Here is a 19,293-nt window from a genome sequence, read left to right as displayed (position 1 = left end):
TCCACTTTTTTACCAGACCAGCACGGACGCTCCCCAAGTCAGACCGCCGCCGAAGCCGACCAGCACTGTCGTGTCGCCTTCTTTAAGACGGCCCTGTTCGGCAGCTTCCGCCAGCGCTACCGGAATGGAAGCGGCCGACATGTTGCCGTAGCGGTCCAGGTTGATCATGCATTTATCCTCGGTCAGCTCCAGACGGTTGAGTGCGGATTGGATAATCCGGATGTTCGCCTGATGCGGAATGAGAAGATCGATATCGTTTTTATGAAGTCCCGCTTTGCGGAGCGCTTCTTCCGCGGCCGATCCCATGATGCGGACCGCGAATTTAAACACTTCGCTGCCTGCCATATAGATGTAGTGAAGACGCTGGTCGATGCTTTCGGGGGATGCCGGATTGCGGGAACCGCCGCCGGCGATCTTCAGAAGCTCCGCTCCGGAGCCGTCCGCTCCGAGTTCAAAGGACTTGAATCCGCGTCCTTCCGGCACCGCGCCGATCACGACCGCACCGGCTCCGTCGCCGAACAGAATGCACGTGTTGCGGTCCGTGTAATCCGTGATCCGCGACAAGGTATCCGCTCCTATGACCAGGGCATACTTGTAAATACCGTTCGCGATAAAATTGGACGCATTGGCCAATCCGTAGATAAAACCGGCGCAGGCTGCGGCCAAATCGAAGGCCGCCGCGTTCTTGGCACCCAATTTCTCTTGAAGAATACACGAAGCCGACGGAAACGCCATATCCGGCGTAACGGTAGCCACGATAATCAAATCCAGCTGATCCGCCGTAATTCCGGCATTTTCAAGCGCAATGCGTGAAGCCTCAAGCGCCAAATCGGAGGTTGCCTGCTCGGGAGCCGCCATTCTCCGTTCCCGGATTCCGGTGCGCGTCACGATCCATTCATCGTTCGTCTCCACCATAGATTCCAGTTCCTGATTCGTCAAAACCCGATCGGGCACATATTTACCCGTGCCCAGAATGCCTACAGGAATGCCATTCATTAGGACCACTCACTTCCCGTTCTTGATTTCCGTAGCGATTGCGCCAACCAGGTCGTTCTGCAGCGCCGTTCTCGCCTGGCGCACGGCGTTCTTGATCGCCTTCGCGTCGGACGAGCCGTGGCTTTTCAGCACGAGCCCGCTTAATCCGAGCAGCGGAGCCGCTCCGTGCTCCGTATAATCCAGCTTTCCCTTGAAAGCGGACAAGCCCGGCTTCAGTACGGCCGCGGCCAGTTTGGTCAGCGTCGTACGGGTAAACTCGGTCTTCAAAGCGGAGAAAATGGCCGAGGCCGCTCCCTCCAGCGTTTTCAGCATAATGTTGCCGGCAAATCCGTCGCACACGATAACGTCGCATTCGGCGCGGAGAATGTCGCGGGACTCAACGTTGCCCACGAAATGTATGGGAGCCTGCTCCAGCAGCGGATACGCCGCCTTCGTCAGCTCATTCCCTTTCTTCGCCTCCGTGCCGATGTTCAGCAGACCTACGCGGGGACGCTCCATGCCGTGAACCTTGCTTCTGTAAATACTGCCCATGATGGCGTATTGGAGCAAATTTTCGGGACTGGAATCCATGTTGGCTCCGAGATCAAGCGCGAGAACACCGCTGCCGTCCAGCGTCGGGATCATCGGCGCGAGAGCCGGACGTTCGATGCCGGGTACCCGGCCGACGACGAGAAGCCCCGTCGTCATAAGGGCGCCGGTGTTGCCGGCCGAAATCATCGCATCGGCTTCGCCTTCCTTGACCAGCCGGCCGGCGACGACCATCGAGGCGTCTTTCTTGCGGCGGACGGCCCGGACAGGCTCGTCTTCGGCTTCGATGATCTCGGAGGCGTGGACGACCCGCAGATTCGAGGGGCGCTCGGTAATCAGCGCCTCGATCTTCGCCGAATCGCCGACGAGCAGAAGCTCGACATCGGTCCATTCCTTGGCTGCCGCCAGAGCCCCTTCCACGACGATTGCCGGGGCGTGGTCGCCGCCCATTGCGTCAATTGCGATCCGCATTGGCTTGCCCACCTTCTGTTCGTAGTTGTTCTTTCTTGGAGTGAAAGATGACGAAGCTGCCTTCGAAAACAACTTCGTCTCCGATAAACGTCTGCACATCCACCTTGGCCTTCCCCTTCGACAGGGACTTGACGTACGCTTTCGCGATACATTTCTCGCCAAGCATGGCGGAACGGATAAACCGGATGTCCGCCGAAGCGGTAAGCGCGATCGGATCGTTGATGACCGCAACGGCGAGTGAATTGGCCTGGGCGAAAATATGGTGCCCGCGCGCGATTTTCGTGCGGGAAAAAACGTGATCTTCGGTCAGTTCGAACATGGAAATGCCGCTCTTGTCGAGCTGCAAATCGATAATTTCCCCGATCACTTCATCAATGGGCAGGGAACGCACCTGGTCGTAGGAACGTTCCGCCATATGCTTGATCCGTTCGCGCAGTTCGGGTATCCCCAGTTCGAGACGGTCCAGTCGAACGGTTTGAATGCTAACCTGAAACTTGCGCATTAATTCTTCATCCGTCAGAAACGGATTATCTTCAATTGCCTGCAGCAGCTGCTGCTGACGAGTGCGTTTCGGAAGACGTTCGATGACAAGCACCACCCTGCTTGTGGAGACGGCCGGTAGTATGGCCTCCTCTTATTACCTAGTACTAAAAGTAGTATATATAATTTGCGTGCAAAAGGGAAGCCTTGCGGATAAATCCGCCCCGCTCCTCCCTTTACCTTATCCGCTCACGGCTTTTGGACAAAAAAAATAGCACCTCACCTAAGATGAAGTACTATTTGTCAGCTTAATCAAATTAAGCTTGTACGATTTCTCTGCCTTTGTATGTGCCGCAGTTTTTGCAAACGCGGTGAGAAAGCTTCAGTTCTCCGCACTGCTCGCACTTAACCATGCCCGGAACTTCCAATTTGAAGTGGGTACGGCGCTTGTCGCGGCGGGTTTTGGATGTTTTTCTGAACGGTACTGCCATGAATTCCACCTCCTTAACGTAATCCCCATATCCCTACGAGTTGAAAAAATCAGCCAGACCGGCCAGTCTCGGATCGATCCGTTCGTTCTTGCAGCCGCAGTCGCGTTCGTTGCGGTTCGTTCCGCATTCGGGACAAAGCCCTTTGCAGTCTTCCCGGCAAACCGGCGCTATCGGCAGCTCAAGCTGTATATTCTCTTCAATGTAAGGGTTCAATTCAACTTTATCTTCGCGCACCAGATGGACGATCTCGTCCTCGTCCTCGGAAGCCTGCGCTTCCACTTCCGGTTTCGAAGTAAAAATTTCCCGAAAGGGAATGTTCAACGTCTGCTTGAACGGAGTCAAACAACGGGAACAGCCAAACTCAATCTCGACGGAAACACGGCCGGTTACTTCCACGACGTCGGACGCCGCTTTCGCCTCCAGATCCGTAACGATCGGTCCTGCGGACAAAATATCCTTGCGGCCCTTCAGCAGCGTTTCGCTGTTAAGCGATTCGCGGATGGCAACAGGCTGTCCTTTGGCCATGATGTCTTTAAGTTGAATCCACATGTTTTTATCACCTCAAACAAACAAAGATAATTATAGCTATTATTCTTCTGGTTTGTCAATCATTTCGGAGGAAGCTCCGCCAAATACTTTAGGGCGTCGTCCATCGTCGCGACGGGAACGATTTTCATCTTCGTTCCGATTTCCTTGGCGCGGGCCAAAGCATCCGTGTAATTGTAGATCGTACCTTTGTCTGTTTTGAGATCCTGGGGAGCAAAAAAGATTTCGGCTCCTTCGCGGTCGGCCGCGATGATTTTATGCTTGATACCGCCGATAACGCCTACTTTGCCTTCCGTGTCGATCGTTCCGGTTCCCGCGATTTTGTGCCCCTTCGTGATGTCCTCGGGAAGCAGCTGGTTGTAAATCTCCAGGGAAAACATCAGACCTGCCGACGGTCCGCCTATTTCGCCCGCTTTAATGGTAACCTGCTTGGAGGGATCGTCCGCCTGGACACTTTGCATTTCGGCCATCGTAATCCCGATTCCCACGCGGCTCTTGCCCGTGTCTTTATCGGGCGGCAGCTTGGCCAGCGTGAGCGGCGCCGTCATCTCTTTATTTCCGCGGATGAAGGTCAGCGTAACGGTGTCTCCTTCTTTCTTGTTTTCCAGAAAGGCGAAAAGGTCCTGAGAAGTTTGGATTTCCTTCTCGTCCGCTTTGGTGACCTTGTCTCCGGCCTGCATCACTTTCTCCGCGGGAAGACCCGGCGAGAGGCCCGTAACCATGACGCCCTCCCCTTTTATATGGAAAGGAACGCCCGCTTTCTTGTATGCGGTCTGAATGGCGTCGCTTTGGGAAGTGAGCATGACGAATTGCTGCTGCTGGCTGTAATCTTTCTCCGACATCCCCCGGAGGACATCTTTCTTAAGCTGGAGTTCGTCGTATTTGTTGGCCAGAGACCACAGATACGTCACTACGTTCGCATTGGCCACGCGGACCGTAACGAGCATAAGCGAGCCTTTCTCATCGGTATTGTCGCTCTTGGGGACGCTGACCATCGGGTGGACGGCCTCAGCCGTACCGGGCATATAAATAAAAAAAGGCAGAGGAACGTAAAACAGGATAACAAAGCAGAGAAAGCCCACAAGAAGCGACGTAAAAAACCGCCTGGAGCGCCTCTGCGGATGCGCCCGGCGGATGACGGGCCTCTCCCGGACATTGTCCCCGTTCTCGAAGCCGGCTTCCCGCTCGCGTTCTTCTTGTTCCTGCTCGTCGTAACGCTGGTTTTCATGATCTTTGTCGTTCATTTCAAGGGTTCCCTCCCGTTCCGTTTCCGAAAATCGGAGAATGGATGTTTGTTAGTGTATGCGGGGCGGGCTTGGTCTAAACATCTTCGGTCCGGCGTACACATGTAGCAAACGAATCGAGGTGTTTACATGCCGAAATCCCTAACGCACCGCGGCGGCGGGTATCGTACCACGCTTCTGCTCGGCAGTCTTGCGGCCGCCCTGGTCGCGTCGATTATCGCTTTTCCGGACAAGGCGCTCCAGGCATCCCTGGAGGGCATCACGATCTGGTGGAATATCGTATTCCCGGCGCTGCTGCCGTTTATGATTCTTACCGAACTGCTGCTCGGTTTCGGTGTCGTCCACGCCCTCGGCACCCTGCTGGAGCCGCTCGCGCGGCTTCTGCTCCGCCTGCCGGGCACGGGCGGTCTGGCGCTCGCCGCGGGAGCCTTGGGCGGATTTCCGAGCGGCGCCCTCTTCACGGCCAAGCTCCGCGGCCGGAAGCTGCTTACGCGCGGCGAAGGCGAGCGCCTGCTGGCGCTGTCGCATCTGGCAAGCCCGGTGCTGATCGTCACCGTGATCGGCACCGGCTTCCTGCACAGCCCGCGTCTGGGGCTTCTGCTGGCCGGCGCGCATTACGGCGGCGCGCTGCTGCTCGGCTTCGTGCTGCCTTCGCAGAAGAAGCCGGCGGGCGCGCCTGCGCCGGGACAGCCCGAATCCGCGGACGGAGCCGGGGATTCGGGGGGAGCCGCCGCGGATGCGGCTGCTGCGGAGCCTGCCCGCGCGCAAGCGGGCCCCGGCGACGCGCGGGGGCGTGCCGTGCGGTCGGACGCGCCTGCGCCCGACCGCGGCGCCGAAGCGCCGCCCGTGAAGCGCCGCGGGGCGGGCAGCGGTGCCGCCGGCGCCCCCCTGTGGCGGCAGGCCGCAGACAGCCTGGCCCGCGCCCGCAGCGAGGACGGCCGCGCGTTCGGCCAGCTGCTCGGGGAGGCCGTCGCGGCTTCGGTGCAGTCGCTGATGGTCATCGGCGGCTACATTATGATTTTCTCCGTCATCATTCACATGCTGACCATGCCGGATATGCTCCAAGCCGCAGGCGGGCTCCTCGGACTGCCCGTAGGGCCGGACCTGCTGCATCATCTGGCCTCCGGCTTGTTCGAGCTTCACTTGGGCGCTCATGCCGCGGCGGGTGAGCAGGCGCTGCCACAGGGCATCAAACTCGCCTTAATCGCAGCTTTTCTCGGGTTCGGCGGATTATCTTCCCACGCACAGGCCCTGAGCGCCGCCTACGGCGCCGGTCTGCGGTATCTCCCTTTTCTGATGGCGCGCCTGCTTCATGCCTGCTTTTCGTACCTGCTGGTTCTCCTGTTATGGCGCTTCACAAGCGGGTTGTTTCCATCTGTGTCATCCGGACGGCAATCGCTCGAAGTCTCGGGAGCTCTATCCCCTATAGCCAGGACAGGAGAAGGGTCTTTGTTTTCTTCGTCGAGCGTTTGGATGCCTGCCTTCGCGCAGCTTGGCTTTCTTCTGCTCGTGCTGGCTGCAGGCTGCATTCTGTCCTATGCACTGCATGCATTTGCGCAGCGAAGACTCCATGCGGGCCCTAAAGCCTGACAGGCCCTTAAAAGAAGGAGGAAGCCTGCGCCCGGCAGCCTTCCTGGACCTACGGTTGCCGTGTGCTTGCGGCAAATTTCAATTTCAGCTCTTCTTCCACTTCCCGGGGAACGAAATGGGAAACCGGACCGTGAAAACGGGCAATTTCTTTTACGATGCTGGAGCTGAGGAAAGAATACTGCGGCGAAGAGGTCATAAAGAACGTTTCGACTTCTTCATTTAATTTATTGTTCATCGTCGACAACTGCAGCTCGTATTCGAAATCGGAGACCGCCCGGAGTCCCCGGACGATAATATGTACATCTTTGGACTCCATATAGTTGATCAGCAGATCCCGGAATCCGTCCACCTCGACGTTCGGAATGTCCTTCGTTACTTTCGTCAGAAGCTCAATGCGTTCTTCCAGTGAGAACAAAGGATTTTTCGACGTGTTATTCAGGACGGCTACGATTAATTTATCAAAAACTTTCGCCGCCCGGCGGATAATGTCCAAATGGCCGTTCGTCACGGGATCGAAGCTTCCCGGATAAACCGCTATTTTCAATCGTGGTTTTTCCTGATGCACAGCTGTGTCAGCTCCTTCTTCATGTTCGGTTTCAGTTCAGCGCGGTGTCTTCAAAGGTATACAAGGTCACAGCCGTATCCCCGTAATCGGCACGCCGCTGCATGACAAAACCCTCGAAAACCTCAGGAAGCTTATCCGCGGCGTCATGTTCCACCACGATCGTCGCCCCCTGCTCGAGCAGTCCCAATCCCTTCATCTTTTGCATAAGTTCTCCGGTAATTTTAAACCGGTAAGGCGGGTCCAGGAACACAAGCCCGAACTGCTTACCCCGTTTTTCCAGAGCTTTCAGTGCCCGTCCCGCATCATTACGGTATATTTCCGCACGATCCGTCAATCCGGTAACCTCCAGATTGTGGCGCACGGTATCCAGACTTTTTTTCTCCAGGTCGATAAATATGCACGTGTCCAGTCCCCGGCTCAAAGCCTCTATCCCGAGGCCGCCGGTTCCGGCAAACAGATCCAGACCCGCGCCCCCGTCAAAGTAAGGCCCGATCATCGAAAAGATCGCCTCCTTGACCTTGTCGGTCGTCGGACGCGTGCTCATCCCGGGTACGGCCTTTAAAGAACGGCCCCGGGCGCTTCCAGAAATCACTCTCATACGCTGAATTCCCCATTGTAATGTTCTTGTCGGTTTTCTGTTATCGTACCACAATCTTTGTTCGTTGCACAAAAAGGCTTTGAAAAAAAATTCCGGTCCGTGTATAGCCTGTCTTTTTTTCGGATATGATTGAATTATCGACATCAAAAGTGTCGTAGACAACCGCGGAGAAGACTTACGTTTCCCCATAAGCTCTTCGTCCGGTTTCTCCTCTCCCATGAAAGGCCCTCGTAGTGATACGGGGGCCGATTTTTATTTATAACCCCTTACCCACCCATGCTCATCATGCCAAAAGAGTTCTTTCGAACAAAATCTCAAATTTAAATTCAACTCAGTGTTTGGGTCAGTATAAAATCAATTTGTTCCTCATCTCCCATATAAAAAGAATGGGCTCCCGTTTGAACAAACCCCATTTTTTTGTAGAAAGCGATAGCATTTTCATTTCTTTCCCATACGCCTAGCCAGATTTTCTTTTTGTTACTTTCCTTCGCTATTTCTATAGCTTTATTTAACAGATATTTGCCAAGCCCATTTTTTTGAAATTTGTTCTTTATATAAATCCTCTCGATTTCAAGTGTTTCATCACCCATTTTTTCAGATTGAGACTCATTGATATTGACCTTTAAATATCCAGCGACTTCTTTATCAAAATAAACAAAAAAGAATTGCGAAGTCATACAGGATAATTCTTTTTCTAATTGTTTTAAGTTAAATGCCTTTTCCAAATACGCATTCATATTTTCGGATGAATTCTGATGTTTAAATGTTTCATTAAATGTTTCATGACTAATTTCTTGAAGTTTGCGTAAATCTCCAAGGGTACACTTTTTTATATATGATATCATTTCGATATGTCGCTCCTTTTAAAATCAATAATTTCTCTTGTTTCCCTTTTTCACAAATTCCCAGTCAATTTCTATATTTTTTCTAACTCTTTGAAGAAGATGATAAATGGTTTCTGCTTCACTTTCGGAAAATCCGGCTAATGCGACATTATTAGAATGATCATTTTCTCTTTTTATAAAAGGAAACACATTTGTCCCTTTTTCTGTCGGAAAAAGTTTTTTTATTTTTTTGTTATGTTCATCCTCCTTCTTTTCAACAAATCCATTAATCTCAAGTTTTTTTATGGCACGAGCTGCTGTTGAACGATCCGCTTTTATCATCTCGGCTAACTTTTCTTGAATGATTCCCGGGTTCTCACATATTCTCACAAGGTATAAATACTGCCCCTTTGTAAGGTCATATTCTTTAAATTCTATATTACTTATAGAATCTAATGCTCTTGCTATCATCCCAATTTCACGAAGAATTTCTTTCATAATTAACTCCTCCGTACATATTTTTGTTGCAAATGCAATAAAAAAGACATAAATTAAATGTAACCTAAAATTGTTGCAAATACAACAAAAAAAACAATATGAGGCCGATTAAAGTGAACAAGGACCCCGATGCACATCGCGGGCCGTTTTTTGGGTTCCGGCGGAAAGATTGGTTATAACGAAACGCTCCTCTTTAATTTAAAATCCCCGCTCCGTATGATAGAGACTAATCCAAACGATCATTAGAGGTGACCACTTTGAACGAAGGCATTATCCGGATCATTGATTTTAACGACACCGGGCTCGTACGCAGCCTGTACGAATTACAACGGGAATCTTACTTAATTGAAGCTAAACTTATTAATTTCTATGAGATTCCTCCGTTAAAAGAGACTTTCGAGGAGTTTCAGGCATGCGGCGAACAATTTAGAGGCTATTTCCTTAACAATCAGCTTGCCGGAGCCGTTTCCTGCACGTCGGAAGAGGAAGCCGTCACGATTTGCCGGATGGTCGTCCACCCGGATCATTTCAAAAAAGGAATCGCCCAGCAGCTCTTAAACACGCTGGAGTCCGACATGGGCCACGTCTCCCTGTTCAAAGTAGCGACGGGAAAGGACAACGTTCCGGCAAAAAATTTGTATTTGAAAAACGGCTACAAGCATGAACGCGACATGGAAGTCGCACCGGATTTTTACATCAGCTTTTTTCAAAAAACGGTCAGTTAAGTATTTTCCGAACGACCCGGTCCGCCCCTACGCCCCTGCAACACCCGCAAACAAAAACAAACCGCCTCGCTATACGGGGCGGTTTGTTTTTCTCCTATGCGCGAACGGGCCTACCCGAACGGATGCTGCGCTTCTTTCGTATTCTCCTGCACGATACGGTAGGTAGACCTTCCCATATACAAGGGAATTTGAAGCTTGCCCAGATCAGGCAGGCCGTTATCCAAAAACAATTCCTCGTCCTTGTACCGCTGGAGAATTTCTCCGGCGATCCATTCATGGTCCCCGTAAGTCCGGATATCCATGACTCTGCACTCGTAGGCATAGTACGCATCCCTCAAAACTGGAATATCCGCCGCAAGTCCGTTGTCATAAGCAATGCCGAACTCCTTGTACTTGTCCATGTCTCTTCCGCTGAACGTTCCCACCGCCTGTATGAGCTCCGACCGGGAACCCGGAAGAAAATGAACCCCGAACACGCCGCTTTTTTCAATTAGAGAGTAAGTATGGGTCTCTTTCCTTAAAGAAATCCCGTATATGCCGGGAGAGGAGCCTATGTAAGTGTGCCAGCCGGAAGCCATTACATTTTGCCGGCCTCCATAGCGCGAAGTCACGACGGCCACCATCCCCGGATAACTGTACCATGCCTGATCGTCCGTAGGTGCTCTCATAATAACCCCTTTTCCGTCTCAGCCGCCATTAGCAAGCGGACCTTTTCCAATGCTTACGCAAACAGTTAAGGCAGTTTTTTGACGCCCATCACATGATCGAGCGGGATAAACCCGATCTTCCGGCTGTCCTCGCTCGCGTTGCGGTTATCTCCCATCACAAAAACATGGCCTTCCGGCACCGTCCACTTATGATCGGAAACGAACTCCATCGTTTCTTTTATGTACGGTTCCTCGAGCGCTTGACCGTTCCGGTACACCTGATGATCTTTGAATTCCAGAACGTCCCCCGCTTTGCCGATCACTCTTTTGACGTAAAAGGTTCTCTCGTTGACGCTTCCCGCAATCATCTGAATGACCGGCTGTTCCATCAAGCTGTCCTTAAACGTACGCGGACGGTCCACTCGGCTGTCGATGACGACAATATCCCCGTATTCCGGTTCCTGAGCAAAGGTATGCACCAGCTTGGAGATATAAATCCGCTCTTTGTCTTGAAGCGTAGGATCCATGGAATGCCCGTCAACTTTGTAGGGCTGGAAAACGAAAATACCGATAAACAGGACGAGGACAAATGAAACGCCGATAGACCCGGCCCAGCTCATTGCTTCCTTGACTATTTTCATCAGGACTTCTTCCTTTCTGAAACTTATTTTCCTAAATTATACCACGCTCTTGCGCATCTTGCGAAAAATGGCTCACCGGTACTTCGTCTGTCTATCCCACCTGTTTCCATTGCTTTCGCCCGCCTCCCGGTGTATAATTGTAGCAACTTAAAATTGCAGTTCCCGGAGGAGCCTGTCACCAAGGCCTTGCTATGTCTACATAGCGGGTTTTGGTAACGGGCTCTTTTTGCATGCTTTTACGGGTTCCGGGACTACAATAAGAAAACAAGGAGTGTGAGGCGGTACGTGCTAATTTTTCAACTGGCTATTATTTTGCTCGCATCGAAACTGGCCGGGGATATCAGTGTCCGGCTGGGCCAGCCTTCGGTTCTGGGAAAGCTTCTTATCGGGATTGTGCTGGGACCTAATCTTCTCGGACTTGTGTCGAATACGGATGTGCTACAGGAAATCAGTCAAATCGGGGTCATTCTGCTGATGTTCATCGCGGGCCTTGAGACCGATACGGAGGAATTTAAACGTACGGGCAAAGCCTCCGGTTACGTCGGAGTGGCCGGCATTATCGTCCCGTTCGGCCTCGGTTATCTCGCCGGCATCCTGCTGAATCAATCTCCGCTGGAAGCTTCGTTTCTCGGCCTTCTCCTGTCCGCGACCAGCGTCAGCATCTCGGTCCAGGCGCTCAAGGAGATGGGCAAACTGAAGTCCAGAGAAGGAACGACCATCCTTGGAGCGGCCGTCATCGACGATGTGCTGGTCATTATCGCGCTCGCTTTTCTGATGAGCATGGCGGGCGGAGACGTTAATTTAGGCATGATTGTCGTGAAAAAAGTCGTTTTCTTCGCGGCTGCTCTTCTTTTAGCCTGGAAAGCGGTCCCTTGGATTTTGAAAAAATTCGCTCCTCTGCGCGTTACGGAGACGGTAATCTCCGCCGCTCTCATCATCTGCTTCAGTTACGCTTATTTGGCGGAATATGCCGGAGTCGCGGCCATTATCGGCGCTTATATCGCCGGAGTCGCCATCAGCCTGACGAATTTCAAGCACGAAGTGTTCGAAAAAGTGGAGACGATCAGCTACTCCATCTTCGTTCCCGTTTTCTTCACGTCCATCGGAGTTACCGTGCAATTTGAGGGAATCTCCTCTTCGATCGGGCTTATCGTCATCCTCAGTCTTCTTGCCATCGCGACGAAGCTTGTCGGTTCCGCCATCGGCGCCAGACTCGCCGGTTTCAAGTGGCGCAGTTCACTGGCCATCGGCGCTGCCATGGTATCCCGCGGCGAGGTCGCCTTAATTATTGCCGCCATCGGTCAGGAGTCCGGACTGCTTTCGGAAGAAATGTTCGCGGTCATTGTCGTCGTCGTTCTCGTGACCACCATCGTCACACCGCCGATGATGAAGCTCTTTTTCAGCGAAAAGAGCGCCCCTGCCGCGCCACGGAGTACCGCCGAGTGATTTGCGCCCGGCACAAAAAAACGCCTCTCAGCCCGTTAAATCGGCTGGAGAGGCGTTTTTTGCATACCGCGTGCGAGTTTCCGCTCACGCGGTGCAGCGTCGCATGACCGGGCACCCGCATGCGTGCGAGGCTTCCGGTGCGCGGTGCAGGCTTCACGAAGTCTCGCATAACGCGCGGCGCGAAGCCGGGGAAACGTTCCGGCTTTCCACGACCTCGAAGTGGTAGATCGTGTTCCGGGTGAGCACCCGGAACTCCGATCCGTCCCGGTCGATGGCTTGAACCCGGGTTGTCTGGAAAGACCGGAAATCGTCCACCCGGCAGAGTACCATGGAACTTCCCACTTCCGTGGGTTTCATTTCTTGCAGGATGGTTCCGAGCATTTGATCGTATCGGAATGAGGTGGCGCGTTTAGGCGTCATACCGTCATTTTCATAAATTTGCAGCAGTTTAAGGTAGCTCATCGTCGTCCCTCCTCATTTGAAGGTATGCCCGCAGCCCTTATTCTATCCGGTTAAGTTCCGGTAAATATAGGCAGACGGACGGTAAAAGACGTCCCCTGACCCGCTTCGCTTGTGACCCGGACACTTCCGTTGTGGGCCTCCACATACTGTTTGACCAGAGCCATTCCGAAGCCCAGCCCCGGTTCGGAAGCCGCGGCGGCCGACGGATAAGCGGTCCGGTAAAAGCGCTCGAACAGATGCGGAATCTCGTCGTGTGTAAGGCCGGCTCCGTCGTCTCGGACGGTGACGGTCACTTCCAGATCGTTGACGGTGACCGATACGGAGGCCGACGAACGAGCCAGCCGTACGGCGTTCCCGAGCAGATGGCCGAACGCCTGCTCCAGCTTGTGGCGGTCGCCGTAAAGGCTGACCTCCCTGGACGGCGAGTAGCGCAGCTCGATGCCGGAGGCGCGCGCTTCCACCTCCAAACGGGCGATCAGCGGATCGAGGCTCGCCCGCAGCGAGAACCACTGCCTTTCCAGCTCCAGGTGGCCGGATTCGGCGAGCACGAGCTGCTGCATGTCATTCACGAGCGCCGACATGCGGCTGACTTCTTCGAAGAGTGCCGCCGCCTTATCGGTCGTCAGTCTCTTCTCTTCGATCTGCGCCTGCTCCAGGCTGGAGCGGAGCACCGTAAGCGGACGCCTGAGCTCCTGGGTCAGATCGGCAACCATGCGCGGCCGCACGGTTTCCATCTGCCTCAGCTTGTCCTCGATGCCCGTAAGCAGGGCATCGGCTTCCGCCGTCCTGGCGTTTATGTCCGTGCCGCCGTTTTCTTTGCCCCGCCTGAAGGAGGGCTCCGATCCGTCTTCCCTCGCAAGAACGGCAAGACGGAAAAGGATACGGTCGAGCACCGCTTGAAGCCGGTTGTCCCCCCGTTTGAGATAGAGGCCGGCTGCGGCTCCGACGAGCAGGGAGCCCGCCAGAACGGCGGCCCAAAACGGCGGCTCCGGATGATGGAATGGCGCGGCGGGCAAGCTATAATAACCCAGAGTCCGGCTGCCGTCCTTAACGGTTCGCAGGTCAATGCCGCCGGCTGCAGGGTCTTCCTTATCGGAAGAAGACGGTGCAGCCGCGTCGAAGAGCAGCTTCTGATCGGCATTGTACAAGCGAAGACCGGCTTCTCCGGCCAAGCGCTGCGGGTCTGAATCTTCTTTTAACTGTTTAATTACGGAAGACCAATTTTTATCGACGCCATACATGGCGTTTAAATACGAATCCCAGAACAGATGGTTCCGGCTGTTTGCCTTCTGCTGCTCCGTCCAGAGAAAAGCATACGCTTGTCCGATTAGGATGCAGGCAGTAAGCAGGCCCAGCAGGGAGCCGATCCATACCGGTTTTCTGTGTTGGTTTATCGTCGTTCTCATCTATACCCTCCGCAACTATACCTGCTTTTTTCATTGTAGCACATCGGGATAGCGTTTTGCTTCTTTTCCGGCAGAGCGCTCCGTTTTTTGTAAACAGAATGATTGACTTTTTTATATACACAGCTTAATATTTATATAGTTTAAATAATAACTAGTGAAAATAATTTTGCGAATTTGAAAGGAGGAGACTATCTTCCGTGCTTGATAACGAAGATTACGTAGCCCGGATTTTGCGGGCGACTATGTCCTTTTACCGACGGATCGGGCCTCAGATGTCTCATTTTAAAGAAATGGGGCTGACCGGTCCGCAATTTCACGTGCTGAACTGGATCGCGGAGACTGGGCCCGGTAAAATCACCCAGTTGGCCGAAATGATGGAAGTGAAGCCCAGCGCCATTACCGTCATGATCGACCGGATGGAACAGAACAAGCTTGTCGTGCGGCATCACGATGAGAACGACCGCCGTGTCGTAATGGTATCCCTTACGGAACACGGGCAGAGCGTTCTTAAAGAAGCGAAGCTCAAAACTTTCGAGGTTATCAAACAGTATTATTCGCGGCTCGACCAGGACGAGCTGAAATCGCTGATGAAAATTTCCGAAAAACTGCAAAATATCGCCGGAAATGAAGAGGACACAAACGGAAAATGCTGCAAATCATAGAGAAATGGAGTTTACACAATGGGAGAACCACTTAAATTAGAGCAAGATCAACAAGAAATGACTAAACACCGGGGCATGCTGATAGCGGGTCTGATTATCGCGATGCTTTTCGGAGCCCTCGAAGGAACGATCGTAGGCACGGCTATGCCGCGGATCGTCGGAGAGCTCGGCGGTCTCGGTTATATGACATGGCTGACTACCGCCTACATGCTGACTTCCACCGCGGTTGTGCCGATCGCCGGTAAGCTGGCCGACCTGCTGGGCCGCCGCGTCGTTTATGTGACGGGACTTATTATATTCATGGCAAGCTCGGCGCTTTGCGGAACGACGGACAGCATGACCCAGCTTATCGTATACCGCGGCATTCAAGGTATCGGCGGCGGCATTATGATGCCGATGGCGATGATTATCATCGGAGACTTGTTTACGGGCAAGCAGCGTGCCAAATGGCAGGGCGTTTTCGGCGCTCTCTACGGGCTCGCTTCCGTGATCGGCCCGCAAATCGGCGGCTGGATCGTGGACGGCCTCAACTGGAGATGGGTGTTCTACATCAATCTGCCCGTCGGGATTATCGCCGTTATCTTTATTGCCATGGGCCTCGGCAAGCACAAAACACAAGGACCCGTCAAGTTCGACGTAGCCGGCATGTTCACCATGATTGTCGGGGTCGTCAGTCTCCTGCTCGGTCTCAGCTTCGGGGGCAGCGAGTACCCTTGGCTGTCCTGGCAGATTATCAGCCTGTTCGTTCTGGCCGTTATCTCCATCACTGCTTTCATTATTATCGAATCCCGGACGGAGGAAGCGATCCTTCCGGTGCGATTGTTTAAGAACCGCACGTTCACCGTGCTCAACGGCATCGGCTTCCTGATGAGCATCGGCATGTTCGGCGCCATTATTTTCGTGCCGCTCTTCATGCAGGGGGTTGTCGGTGTCAGCGCCTCGGCGTCCGGCACCATTATGACCCCGATGATGGTTACCATGATCATTGCCAGTATCATCGGCGGGCAGATCGTCTACAAAATCGGGCCGAAAGTCCAGATCAGCATCGGCATGATCGTGATGGCGGCGGGATTCCTTCTGCTGACGACGATGAGCATCGATACGACGAAACTTACCGCTACCTTGATTATGCTCGTAATCGGCCTTGGCATGGGGCTAGTGATGCCGATTCTTACGCTCGTTCTCCAGGAATCGTTCCCGAAATCGGAGCTGGGGGTCGTCACTTCTTCAAGCCAGTTCTTCCGCTCCATCGGCGGAACGTTCGGCATGACCATCCTCGGGGCGATTATGAATCATAAATCGACCAATCAGTTGACGGACACGCTTGTTCCCGTGCTGCAAAAGCTGCCCGAGCAGGCCAAAGAACTGACGGCCAAATTTACGGAAATGATTCATACGAATCCGCAAGGGCTGTATTCGTATCTGTTCAGCCCGGAATCCATGAAGCAGATGCCCGCGGAGTTTTTGAAAACCATTGCTCCGATTTTGAAAAATTCGCTCGTCTCTTCTCTGCATTCCGTCTACTTGTTCGCGCTGATTTTCATCGTGCTGGGAGCCGTGCTGACGGTTGCCGTACCGACAATCAAACTGACCGAGCGGAAAAAAGACGGGCCGGCCGACAAAGCCGAACCCGCCGCGGAGTAAAATCAATCGAAAAGCCGGAATCCTTCATGGGGATTCCGGCTTTTTTCGGCTGTTTAGCCGGGCAGCGCCAAGCGCTTTTTTTAACCCGGCGGTCGGTCGGGCCAGTTCAGTAGATGAGTTCATTTCAGGTCAGGCCAGGCTAATTCGCACCTGCCAGATTGCACAGGGCAGCAGACAGAACCGGCGATCCCGCCCGCTTCGCTGTTACCGCAAGGATTCTTCCGGCCTGCCCGGGCCGCTTCTTACAGCAGCCACCCTTCCTGCACCGGGCTGTCCGGCGGTACGATCGGTTCGATCAGCTGCGGACTGTCATTGCGCACGTTCCCGACCAGCTGCGAAACCGGGTACGCCTCCATCTCTGCGGCTGGATAGGCTCGGAGCACAGACAGCAGATCGGCGGGGTCCTGAACCTGCCGGTCCAGCCACAAAGCCTCGTCCTCCCGCCGCAGAATAACCGGCATCCGGTCGTGAATATCCGCCACAAGCGGGTTCGGCGCCGTCGTCAGCACCGTGCAGGTGCTGACGCGCCGGCCGTCGGGCGAAAGCCAGGTGTCGTAGAGACCGGCCATCGCAAACAACCCACCGTCTTTCAGCCGGATTCGCATCGGCTGCTTAAGTCCCCCCTCCCGCTTCCATTCGTAAAAGCCGTCAGCCGGAATAAGGCACCGCTTGCGGCGCAGCGGAATGCGGTAAGCGGGTTTGTCCGCCGCCGTTTCCGCGCGGGCGTTCAGCATTTTGGCGCCGACGCTTTCTTCCTTGGCCCACTCCGGGATCAATCCCCATTTCAGCTCGCCGATCCGGTTATTCCGGCCGTCATTCACGACGGCAAGCACCATCTGGCCGGGAGCTACGTTATATTTCGGACTATGATAAGGAATGCCCGGCGCATCGAAAAGGCCGAAGCGGGCCATAAGCTCCTCTACCGTTACCGTGATCGTATACCGTCCGCACATGGACATTTCCTCCTTATTCACACAGGTTTATGTACAGCCTAATACAACGGCGGGTTGAATTCAAATAAAAAGCGAATCGGCCACAGAGGCCAAATTCCAGGCATTCCTTCCATTGGAGACAACCTACAGTGTCCGGCGGGCACTCGTATAACGAAAAGACACATTCACATCCGCCGGGCGGAAAATGCATGTGTCTTTTCGTTCTTTCGGCATCCGGGCGGAAGCCCCTTTTCTTCCCTTTCCGTTTTCCGTCTTCCGTTTTCCGGTAAATCAGCCGGCATGTTCGCGCGTTCTTTCGGCTCCGTCGGATTTATTATCCAGCCCGCCTTCTTCTTCCAGCCAGCCGATAAACAAGGTTGCGAAGTGGGGGTCCCACTGCGTGCCCCTTCCTTCTTTCAAAATGGACAGCGCCTTCTCCGTGGACATGCCTTTGCGGTAGGGGCGGTCCGAGGTCATCGCGTCATAAGCATCGGCAATGGCAATTACCCGGCCGAAAAGCGGAATATCCAGGCCCTTGAGACCGTCCGGATAGCCCCGGCCGTCAAACCGTTCGTGATGGGAACGGACTCCCGGCAGGAACGGGGCCATCAAGCTCTGCGGCTCGATCTGCCGCAGGATTCGTTCTCCCAGCGCGGGGTGCATCTGAATTTGGGCAAACTCGTCGTCCGTGAGCCTCCCCTCTTTTAACAGCACGGTGTCGCTGATTCCGATTTTGCCGATGTCGTGCAGCAGCGCCGTTTTGCGCAGTTCCTCCAGGTCGTGTTCGGAGAACCCGGCCAGACTGCCGATCCGGACGGAATAGCCCGCGACCCTTTCGGAGTGTCCGGCCGTGTACGCGTCTCTGGCATCCAGCGCGGCGGCCAGCGCGGCAAAATAGCCCGAAATCAGTTCGTGATTGATCCGGTCCCGCTCCCGGAGTCCTTCCACCATGTGATTAAAGCCCGCCACCAGGCGCGAAAACTCATCGGGATAAAGATCCGGCGCATGGATATCCAGATTCCCGGCCCGCACTTCTCCCATGACTTTATGGATCTGCCCGATGGGATGCTCGATATCCCGGGAAAGCAGCCAGGCGCCGAGCGAAGCGAACAGAATGCCCAGCAGGATAATCATGGCATCCCACTTCCAGTAATCCATCAGCAGGGACGTATCCTCGCGGACCAGACGGATCTGCACGGTCAAATAATACAGGAAAAGCGGGAAGGTACCGATCAGAAACGCGCTCCATTGGAACTTTTTCCGGATCGAAAACAACACTCTGCCGTCCAGAGACACCTCCGCGCCGTGCAGGCGCAGGGCAAGATCGTGCGAATGCCGGAGCGCCGGACGGATGGAATAGGCGGTCAGAAAAAATTCAATCATCGCATGCATGCACCCCACAAGCAGAGCGCCGAGCACGGCGAGCGTCAGGTCAAAATAACTGATCTCCAGCATGCCCATACGGATCGCGCCCACGGCCAGCACGACGGCAGGCAGAACCATTCCGAACAAGTGCGGTCCGAAAATCCGTTTGACCGCCAGCACCGGGAGCTGGTGAAGGCGTATATAAGCTTCCTTTATTTCGTCGAGAGCGGGACTGTGTTTGAGAAAAACCGCACGGACCGGCCTCATCTGACGGGCAAATACGGTCAGTTCGGCCCCTATCATCACAAGGAGCGAAACGCCCAGGATAACCAGCATGACGGACATTTCGCGACTCGTCGCCCGCAGTGAGGAATAGATCAGAACGCTGCCTACTCCCAGCACCGCAATGGCGGAGCCGATCAAGTAATTGCGCAGCAGAGCCAACAGAAGCCGCCGGTATGTATATGTTCGCAAAACGCGCCCCCTCTCCCAATAAATGGCATGTTACTCTCTTTTTATTGTACATGATCAT

21 protein-coding genes are annotated in these 19,293 nt (G+C 54.0%); 5 read left to right on the top strand and 16 right to left on the bottom strand.

The genetic code is table 11. The features are described from left to right. Positions 1-9 precede the first annotated feature (9 nt). From ACI48J_RS09465 to ACI48J_RS09440, 6 genes are all read right to left on the bottom strand, one after another. A complete protein-coding gene (locus ACI48J_RS09465) occupies positions 10-996 on the bottom strand; it encodes a beta-ketoacyl-ACP synthase III (RefSeq protein WP_326055800.1) in 987 nt (328 codons plus the stop codon). 9 nt (positions 997-1,005) lie between these two features. After that, on the bottom strand, positions 1,006-1,995 hold the full coding sequence (gene plsX / locus ACI48J_RS09460) for a phosphate acyltransferase PlsX (protein ID WP_405082583.1): 990 nt from the start codon (positions 1,993-1,995) through the stop codon (positions 1,006-1,008). Next, on the bottom strand, positions 1,979-2,593 hold the full coding sequence (gene fapR, locus ACI48J_RS09455) for a transcription factor FapR (protein WP_036739470.1): 615 nt from the start codon (positions 2,591-2,593) through the stop codon (positions 1,979-1,981). The genes plsX and fapR overlap by 17 nt, the downstream gene beginning before the upstream one ends. A gap of 199 nt (positions 2,594-2,792) precedes the next feature. After that, the gene (rpmF, locus tag ACI48J_RS09450; protein WP_009673368.1) at positions 2,793-2,966 is read right to left on the bottom strand and encodes a 50S ribosomal protein L32; all 174 of its coding nucleotides are present in this window, start codon (positions 2,964-2,966) and stop codon (positions 2,793-2,795) included. 33 nt (positions 2,967-2,999) lie between these two features. Further along, positions 3,000-3,515 (bottom strand): YceD family protein, encoded by a 516-nt coding sequence (locus ACI48J_RS09445; RefSeq protein WP_405082582.1) that lies wholly within the window; start codon positions 3,513-3,515, stop codon positions 3,000-3,002. Positions 3,516-3,574: 59 nt separating this feature from the next. Next, on the bottom strand, positions 3,575-4,756 hold the full coding sequence (locus ACI48J_RS09440; protein WP_326055795.1) for a SepM family pheromone-processing serine protease: 1,182 nt from the start codon (positions 4,754-4,756) through the stop codon (positions 3,575-3,577). 129 nt (positions 4,757-4,885) lie between these two features. On the opposite strand from ACI48J_RS09440, the gene ACI48J_RS09435 reads away from it, so the two are divergent. Continuing rightward, entirely contained in the window at positions 4,886-6,346 is a 1,461-nt protein-coding gene (locus ACI48J_RS09435) for a sporulation protein (protein WP_405082581.1), read from the top strand. 49 nt (positions 6,347-6,395) lie between these two features. Here ACI48J_RS09435 and coaD read toward each other — a convergent pair whose 3' ends face one another. The 4 genes from coaD to ACI48J_RS09415 form a co-directional block, all read right to left on the bottom strand. Beyond that, on the bottom strand, positions 6,396-6,911 hold the full coding sequence (gene coaD, locus ACI48J_RS09430; protein WP_405082580.1) for a pantetheine-phosphate adenylyltransferase: 516 nt from the start codon (positions 6,909-6,911) through the stop codon (positions 6,396-6,398). Between the two features lie 31 nt (positions 6,912-6,942). After that, complete coding sequence (rsmD, locus tag ACI48J_RS09425) at positions 6,943-7,509, bottom strand: 16S rRNA (guanine(966)-N(2))-methyltransferase RsmD (protein ID WP_405082579.1); 567 nt, start codon at positions 7,507-7,509, stop codon at positions 6,943-6,945. Between the two features lie 326 nt (positions 7,510-7,835). Then, positions 7,836-8,354 carry a GNAT family N-acetyltransferase gene (locus ACI48J_RS09420; RefSeq protein WP_405082578.1) on the bottom strand — a complete coding sequence of 173 codons (519 nt, stop codon included), beginning with the start codon at positions 8,352-8,354 and terminating at the stop codon, positions 7,836-7,838. Positions 8,355-8,378: 24 nt separating this feature from the next. Further along, positions 8,379-8,831 carry a MarR family winged helix-turn-helix transcriptional regulator gene (locus ACI48J_RS09415; protein WP_405082577.1) on the bottom strand — a complete coding sequence of 151 codons (453 nt, stop codon included), beginning with the start codon at positions 8,829-8,831 and terminating at the stop codon, positions 8,379-8,381. Positions 8,832-9,088: 257 nt separating this feature from the next. Between ACI48J_RS09415 and ACI48J_RS09410 the strand changes: the two genes are divergently transcribed. Further along, complete coding sequence (locus ACI48J_RS09410; RefSeq protein WP_405082576.1) at positions 9,089-9,556, top strand: GNAT family N-acetyltransferase; 468 nt, start codon at positions 9,089-9,091, stop codon at positions 9,554-9,556. A gap of 110 nt (positions 9,557-9,666) precedes the next feature. Here the strand turns inward: ACI48J_RS09410 and ACI48J_RS09405 are convergent, their stop codons facing one another. Beyond that, positions 9,667-10,224, bottom strand: coding sequence for a flavin reductase family protein (locus tag ACI48J_RS09405; protein ID WP_405082575.1), 558 nt, complete (start codon positions 10,222-10,224; stop codon positions 9,667-9,669). 65 nt (positions 10,225-10,289) lie between these two features. Next, positions 10,290-10,844 carry a signal peptidase I gene (gene lepB, locus ACI48J_RS09400; protein ID WP_405082574.1) on the bottom strand — a complete coding sequence of 185 codons (555 nt, stop codon included), beginning with the start codon at positions 10,842-10,844 and terminating at the stop codon, positions 10,290-10,292. 285 nt (positions 10,845-11,129) lie between these two features. Between lepB and ACI48J_RS09395 the strand changes: the two genes are divergently transcribed. Then, complete coding sequence (locus tag ACI48J_RS09395) at positions 11,130-12,290, top strand: cation:proton antiporter (protein WP_326053592.1); 1,161 nt, start codon at positions 11,130-11,132, stop codon at positions 12,288-12,290. A 153-nt stretch (positions 12,291-12,443) separates the two neighbouring features. On the opposite strand, the gene ACI48J_RS09390 is transcribed toward ACI48J_RS09395, so the two are convergent. Together ACI48J_RS09390 and ACI48J_RS09385 are read right to left on the bottom strand one after the other, a co-directional pair. After that, the gene (locus ACI48J_RS09390; protein WP_326053594.1) at positions 12,444-12,752 is read right to left on the bottom strand and encodes a hypothetical protein; all 309 of its coding nucleotides are present in this window, start codon (positions 12,750-12,752) and stop codon (positions 12,444-12,446) included. A gap of 50 nt (positions 12,753-12,802) precedes the next feature. After that, positions 12,803-14,158: a sensor histidine kinase gene (locus ACI48J_RS09385; protein ID WP_405082573.1), complete on the bottom strand. Its 1,356-nt coding sequence runs from the start codon at positions 14,156-14,158 to the stop codon at positions 12,803-12,805. Positions 14,159-14,355: 197 nt separating this feature from the next. Here ACI48J_RS09385 and ACI48J_RS09380 point away from each other — a divergent pair, with 197 nt between their 5' ends. Further along, complete coding sequence (locus ACI48J_RS09380; RefSeq protein ID WP_405082572.1) at positions 14,356-14,820, top strand: MarR family winged helix-turn-helix transcriptional regulator; 465 nt, start codon at positions 14,356-14,358, stop codon at positions 14,818-14,820. A gap of 57 nt (positions 14,821-14,877) precedes the next feature. Then, positions 14,878-16,464 (top strand): MDR family MFS transporter, encoded by a 1,587-nt coding sequence (locus ACI48J_RS09375; protein WP_405082571.1) that lies wholly within the window; start codon positions 14,878-14,880, stop codon positions 16,462-16,464. A 242-nt stretch (positions 16,465-16,706) separates the two neighbouring features. On the opposite strand, the gene ACI48J_RS09370 is transcribed toward ACI48J_RS09375, so the two are convergent. Beyond that, entirely contained in the window at positions 16,707-17,417 is a 711-nt protein-coding gene (locus tag ACI48J_RS09370) for an SOS response-associated peptidase (RefSeq protein WP_405082570.1), read from the bottom strand. Between the two features lie 270 nt (positions 17,418-17,687). Then, the gene (locus tag ACI48J_RS09365; RefSeq protein WP_405082569.1) at positions 17,688-19,235 is read right to left on the bottom strand and encodes an HD domain-containing phosphohydrolase; all 1,548 of its coding nucleotides are present in this window, start codon (positions 19,233-19,235) and stop codon (positions 17,688-17,690) included. Positions 19,236-19,293: the final 58 nt, after the last annotated feature.

This window comes from Paenibacillus chitinolyticus (assembly GCF_045038035.1).
In the GTDB taxonomy this organism is placed as follows: Bacteria; Bacillota; Bacilli; order Paenibacillales; family NBRC-103111; genus Paenibacillus_F; species Paenibacillus_F chitinolyticus_A.
This window is presented reverse-complemented; position numbering and strand designations above follow the sequence as displayed.

Excerpts from the sequence above, each read along its gene's own strand:
- ACI48J_RS09390 (WP_326053594.1), bottom strand. The coding sequence starts at position 12,752 with ATGAGCTACCTTAAACTGCTGCAAATTTATGAAAATGACGGTATGACG.
- ACI48J_RS09415 (WP_405082577.1), bottom strand. The coding sequence starts at position 8,831 with ATGAAAGAAATTCTTCGTGAAATTGGGATGATAGCAAGAGCATTAGAT.
- lepB (WP_405082574.1), bottom strand. The coding sequence starts at position 10,844 with ATGAAAATAGTCAAGGAAGCAATGAGCTGGGCCGGGTCTATCGGCGTT.
- ACI48J_RS09445 (WP_405082582.1), bottom strand. The coding sequence starts at position 3,515 with ATGTGGATTCAACTTAAAGACATCATGGCCAAAGGACAGCCTGTTGCC.
- plsX (WP_405082583.1), bottom strand. The coding sequence starts at position 1,995 with ATGCGGATCGCAATTGACGCAATGGGCGGCGACCACGCCCCGGCAATC.
- rpmF (WP_009673368.1), bottom strand. The coding sequence starts at position 2,966 with ATGGCAGTACCGTTCAGAAAAACATCCAAAACCCGCCGCGACAAGCGC.
- ACI48J_RS09435 (WP_405082581.1), top strand. The coding sequence starts at position 4,886 with ATGCCGAAATCCCTAACGCACCGCGGCGGCGGGTATCGTACCACGCTT.
- ACI48J_RS09370 (WP_405082570.1), bottom strand. The coding sequence starts at position 17,417 with ATGTGCGGACGGTATACGATCACGGTAACGGTAGAGGAGCTTATGGCC.
- ACI48J_RS09420 (WP_405082578.1), bottom strand. The coding sequence starts at position 8,354 with ATGATATCATATATAAAAAAGTGTACCCTTGGAGATTTACGCAAACTT.
- rsmD (WP_405082579.1), bottom strand. The coding sequence starts at position 7,509 with ATGAGAGTGATTTCTGGAAGCGCCCGGGGCCGTTCTTTAAAGGCCGTA.
- ACI48J_RS09405 (WP_405082575.1), bottom strand. The coding sequence starts at position 10,224 with ATGAGAGCACCTACGGACGATCAGGCATGGTACAGTTATCCGGGGATG.
- ACI48J_RS09385 (WP_405082573.1), bottom strand. The coding sequence starts at position 14,158 with ATGAGAACGACGATAAACCAACACAGAAAACCGGTATGGATCGGCTCC.
- ACI48J_RS09465 (WP_326055800.1), bottom strand. The coding sequence starts at position 996 with ATGAATGGCATTCCTGTAGGCATTCTGGGCACGGGTAAATATGTGCCC.
- ACI48J_RS09375 (WP_405082571.1), top strand. The coding sequence starts at position 14,878 with ATGACTAAACACCGGGGCATGCTGATAGCGGGTCTGATTATCGCGATG.
- ACI48J_RS09440 (WP_326055795.1), bottom strand. The coding sequence starts at position 4,756 with ATGAACGACAAAGATCATGAAAACCAGCGTTACGACGAGCAGGAACAA.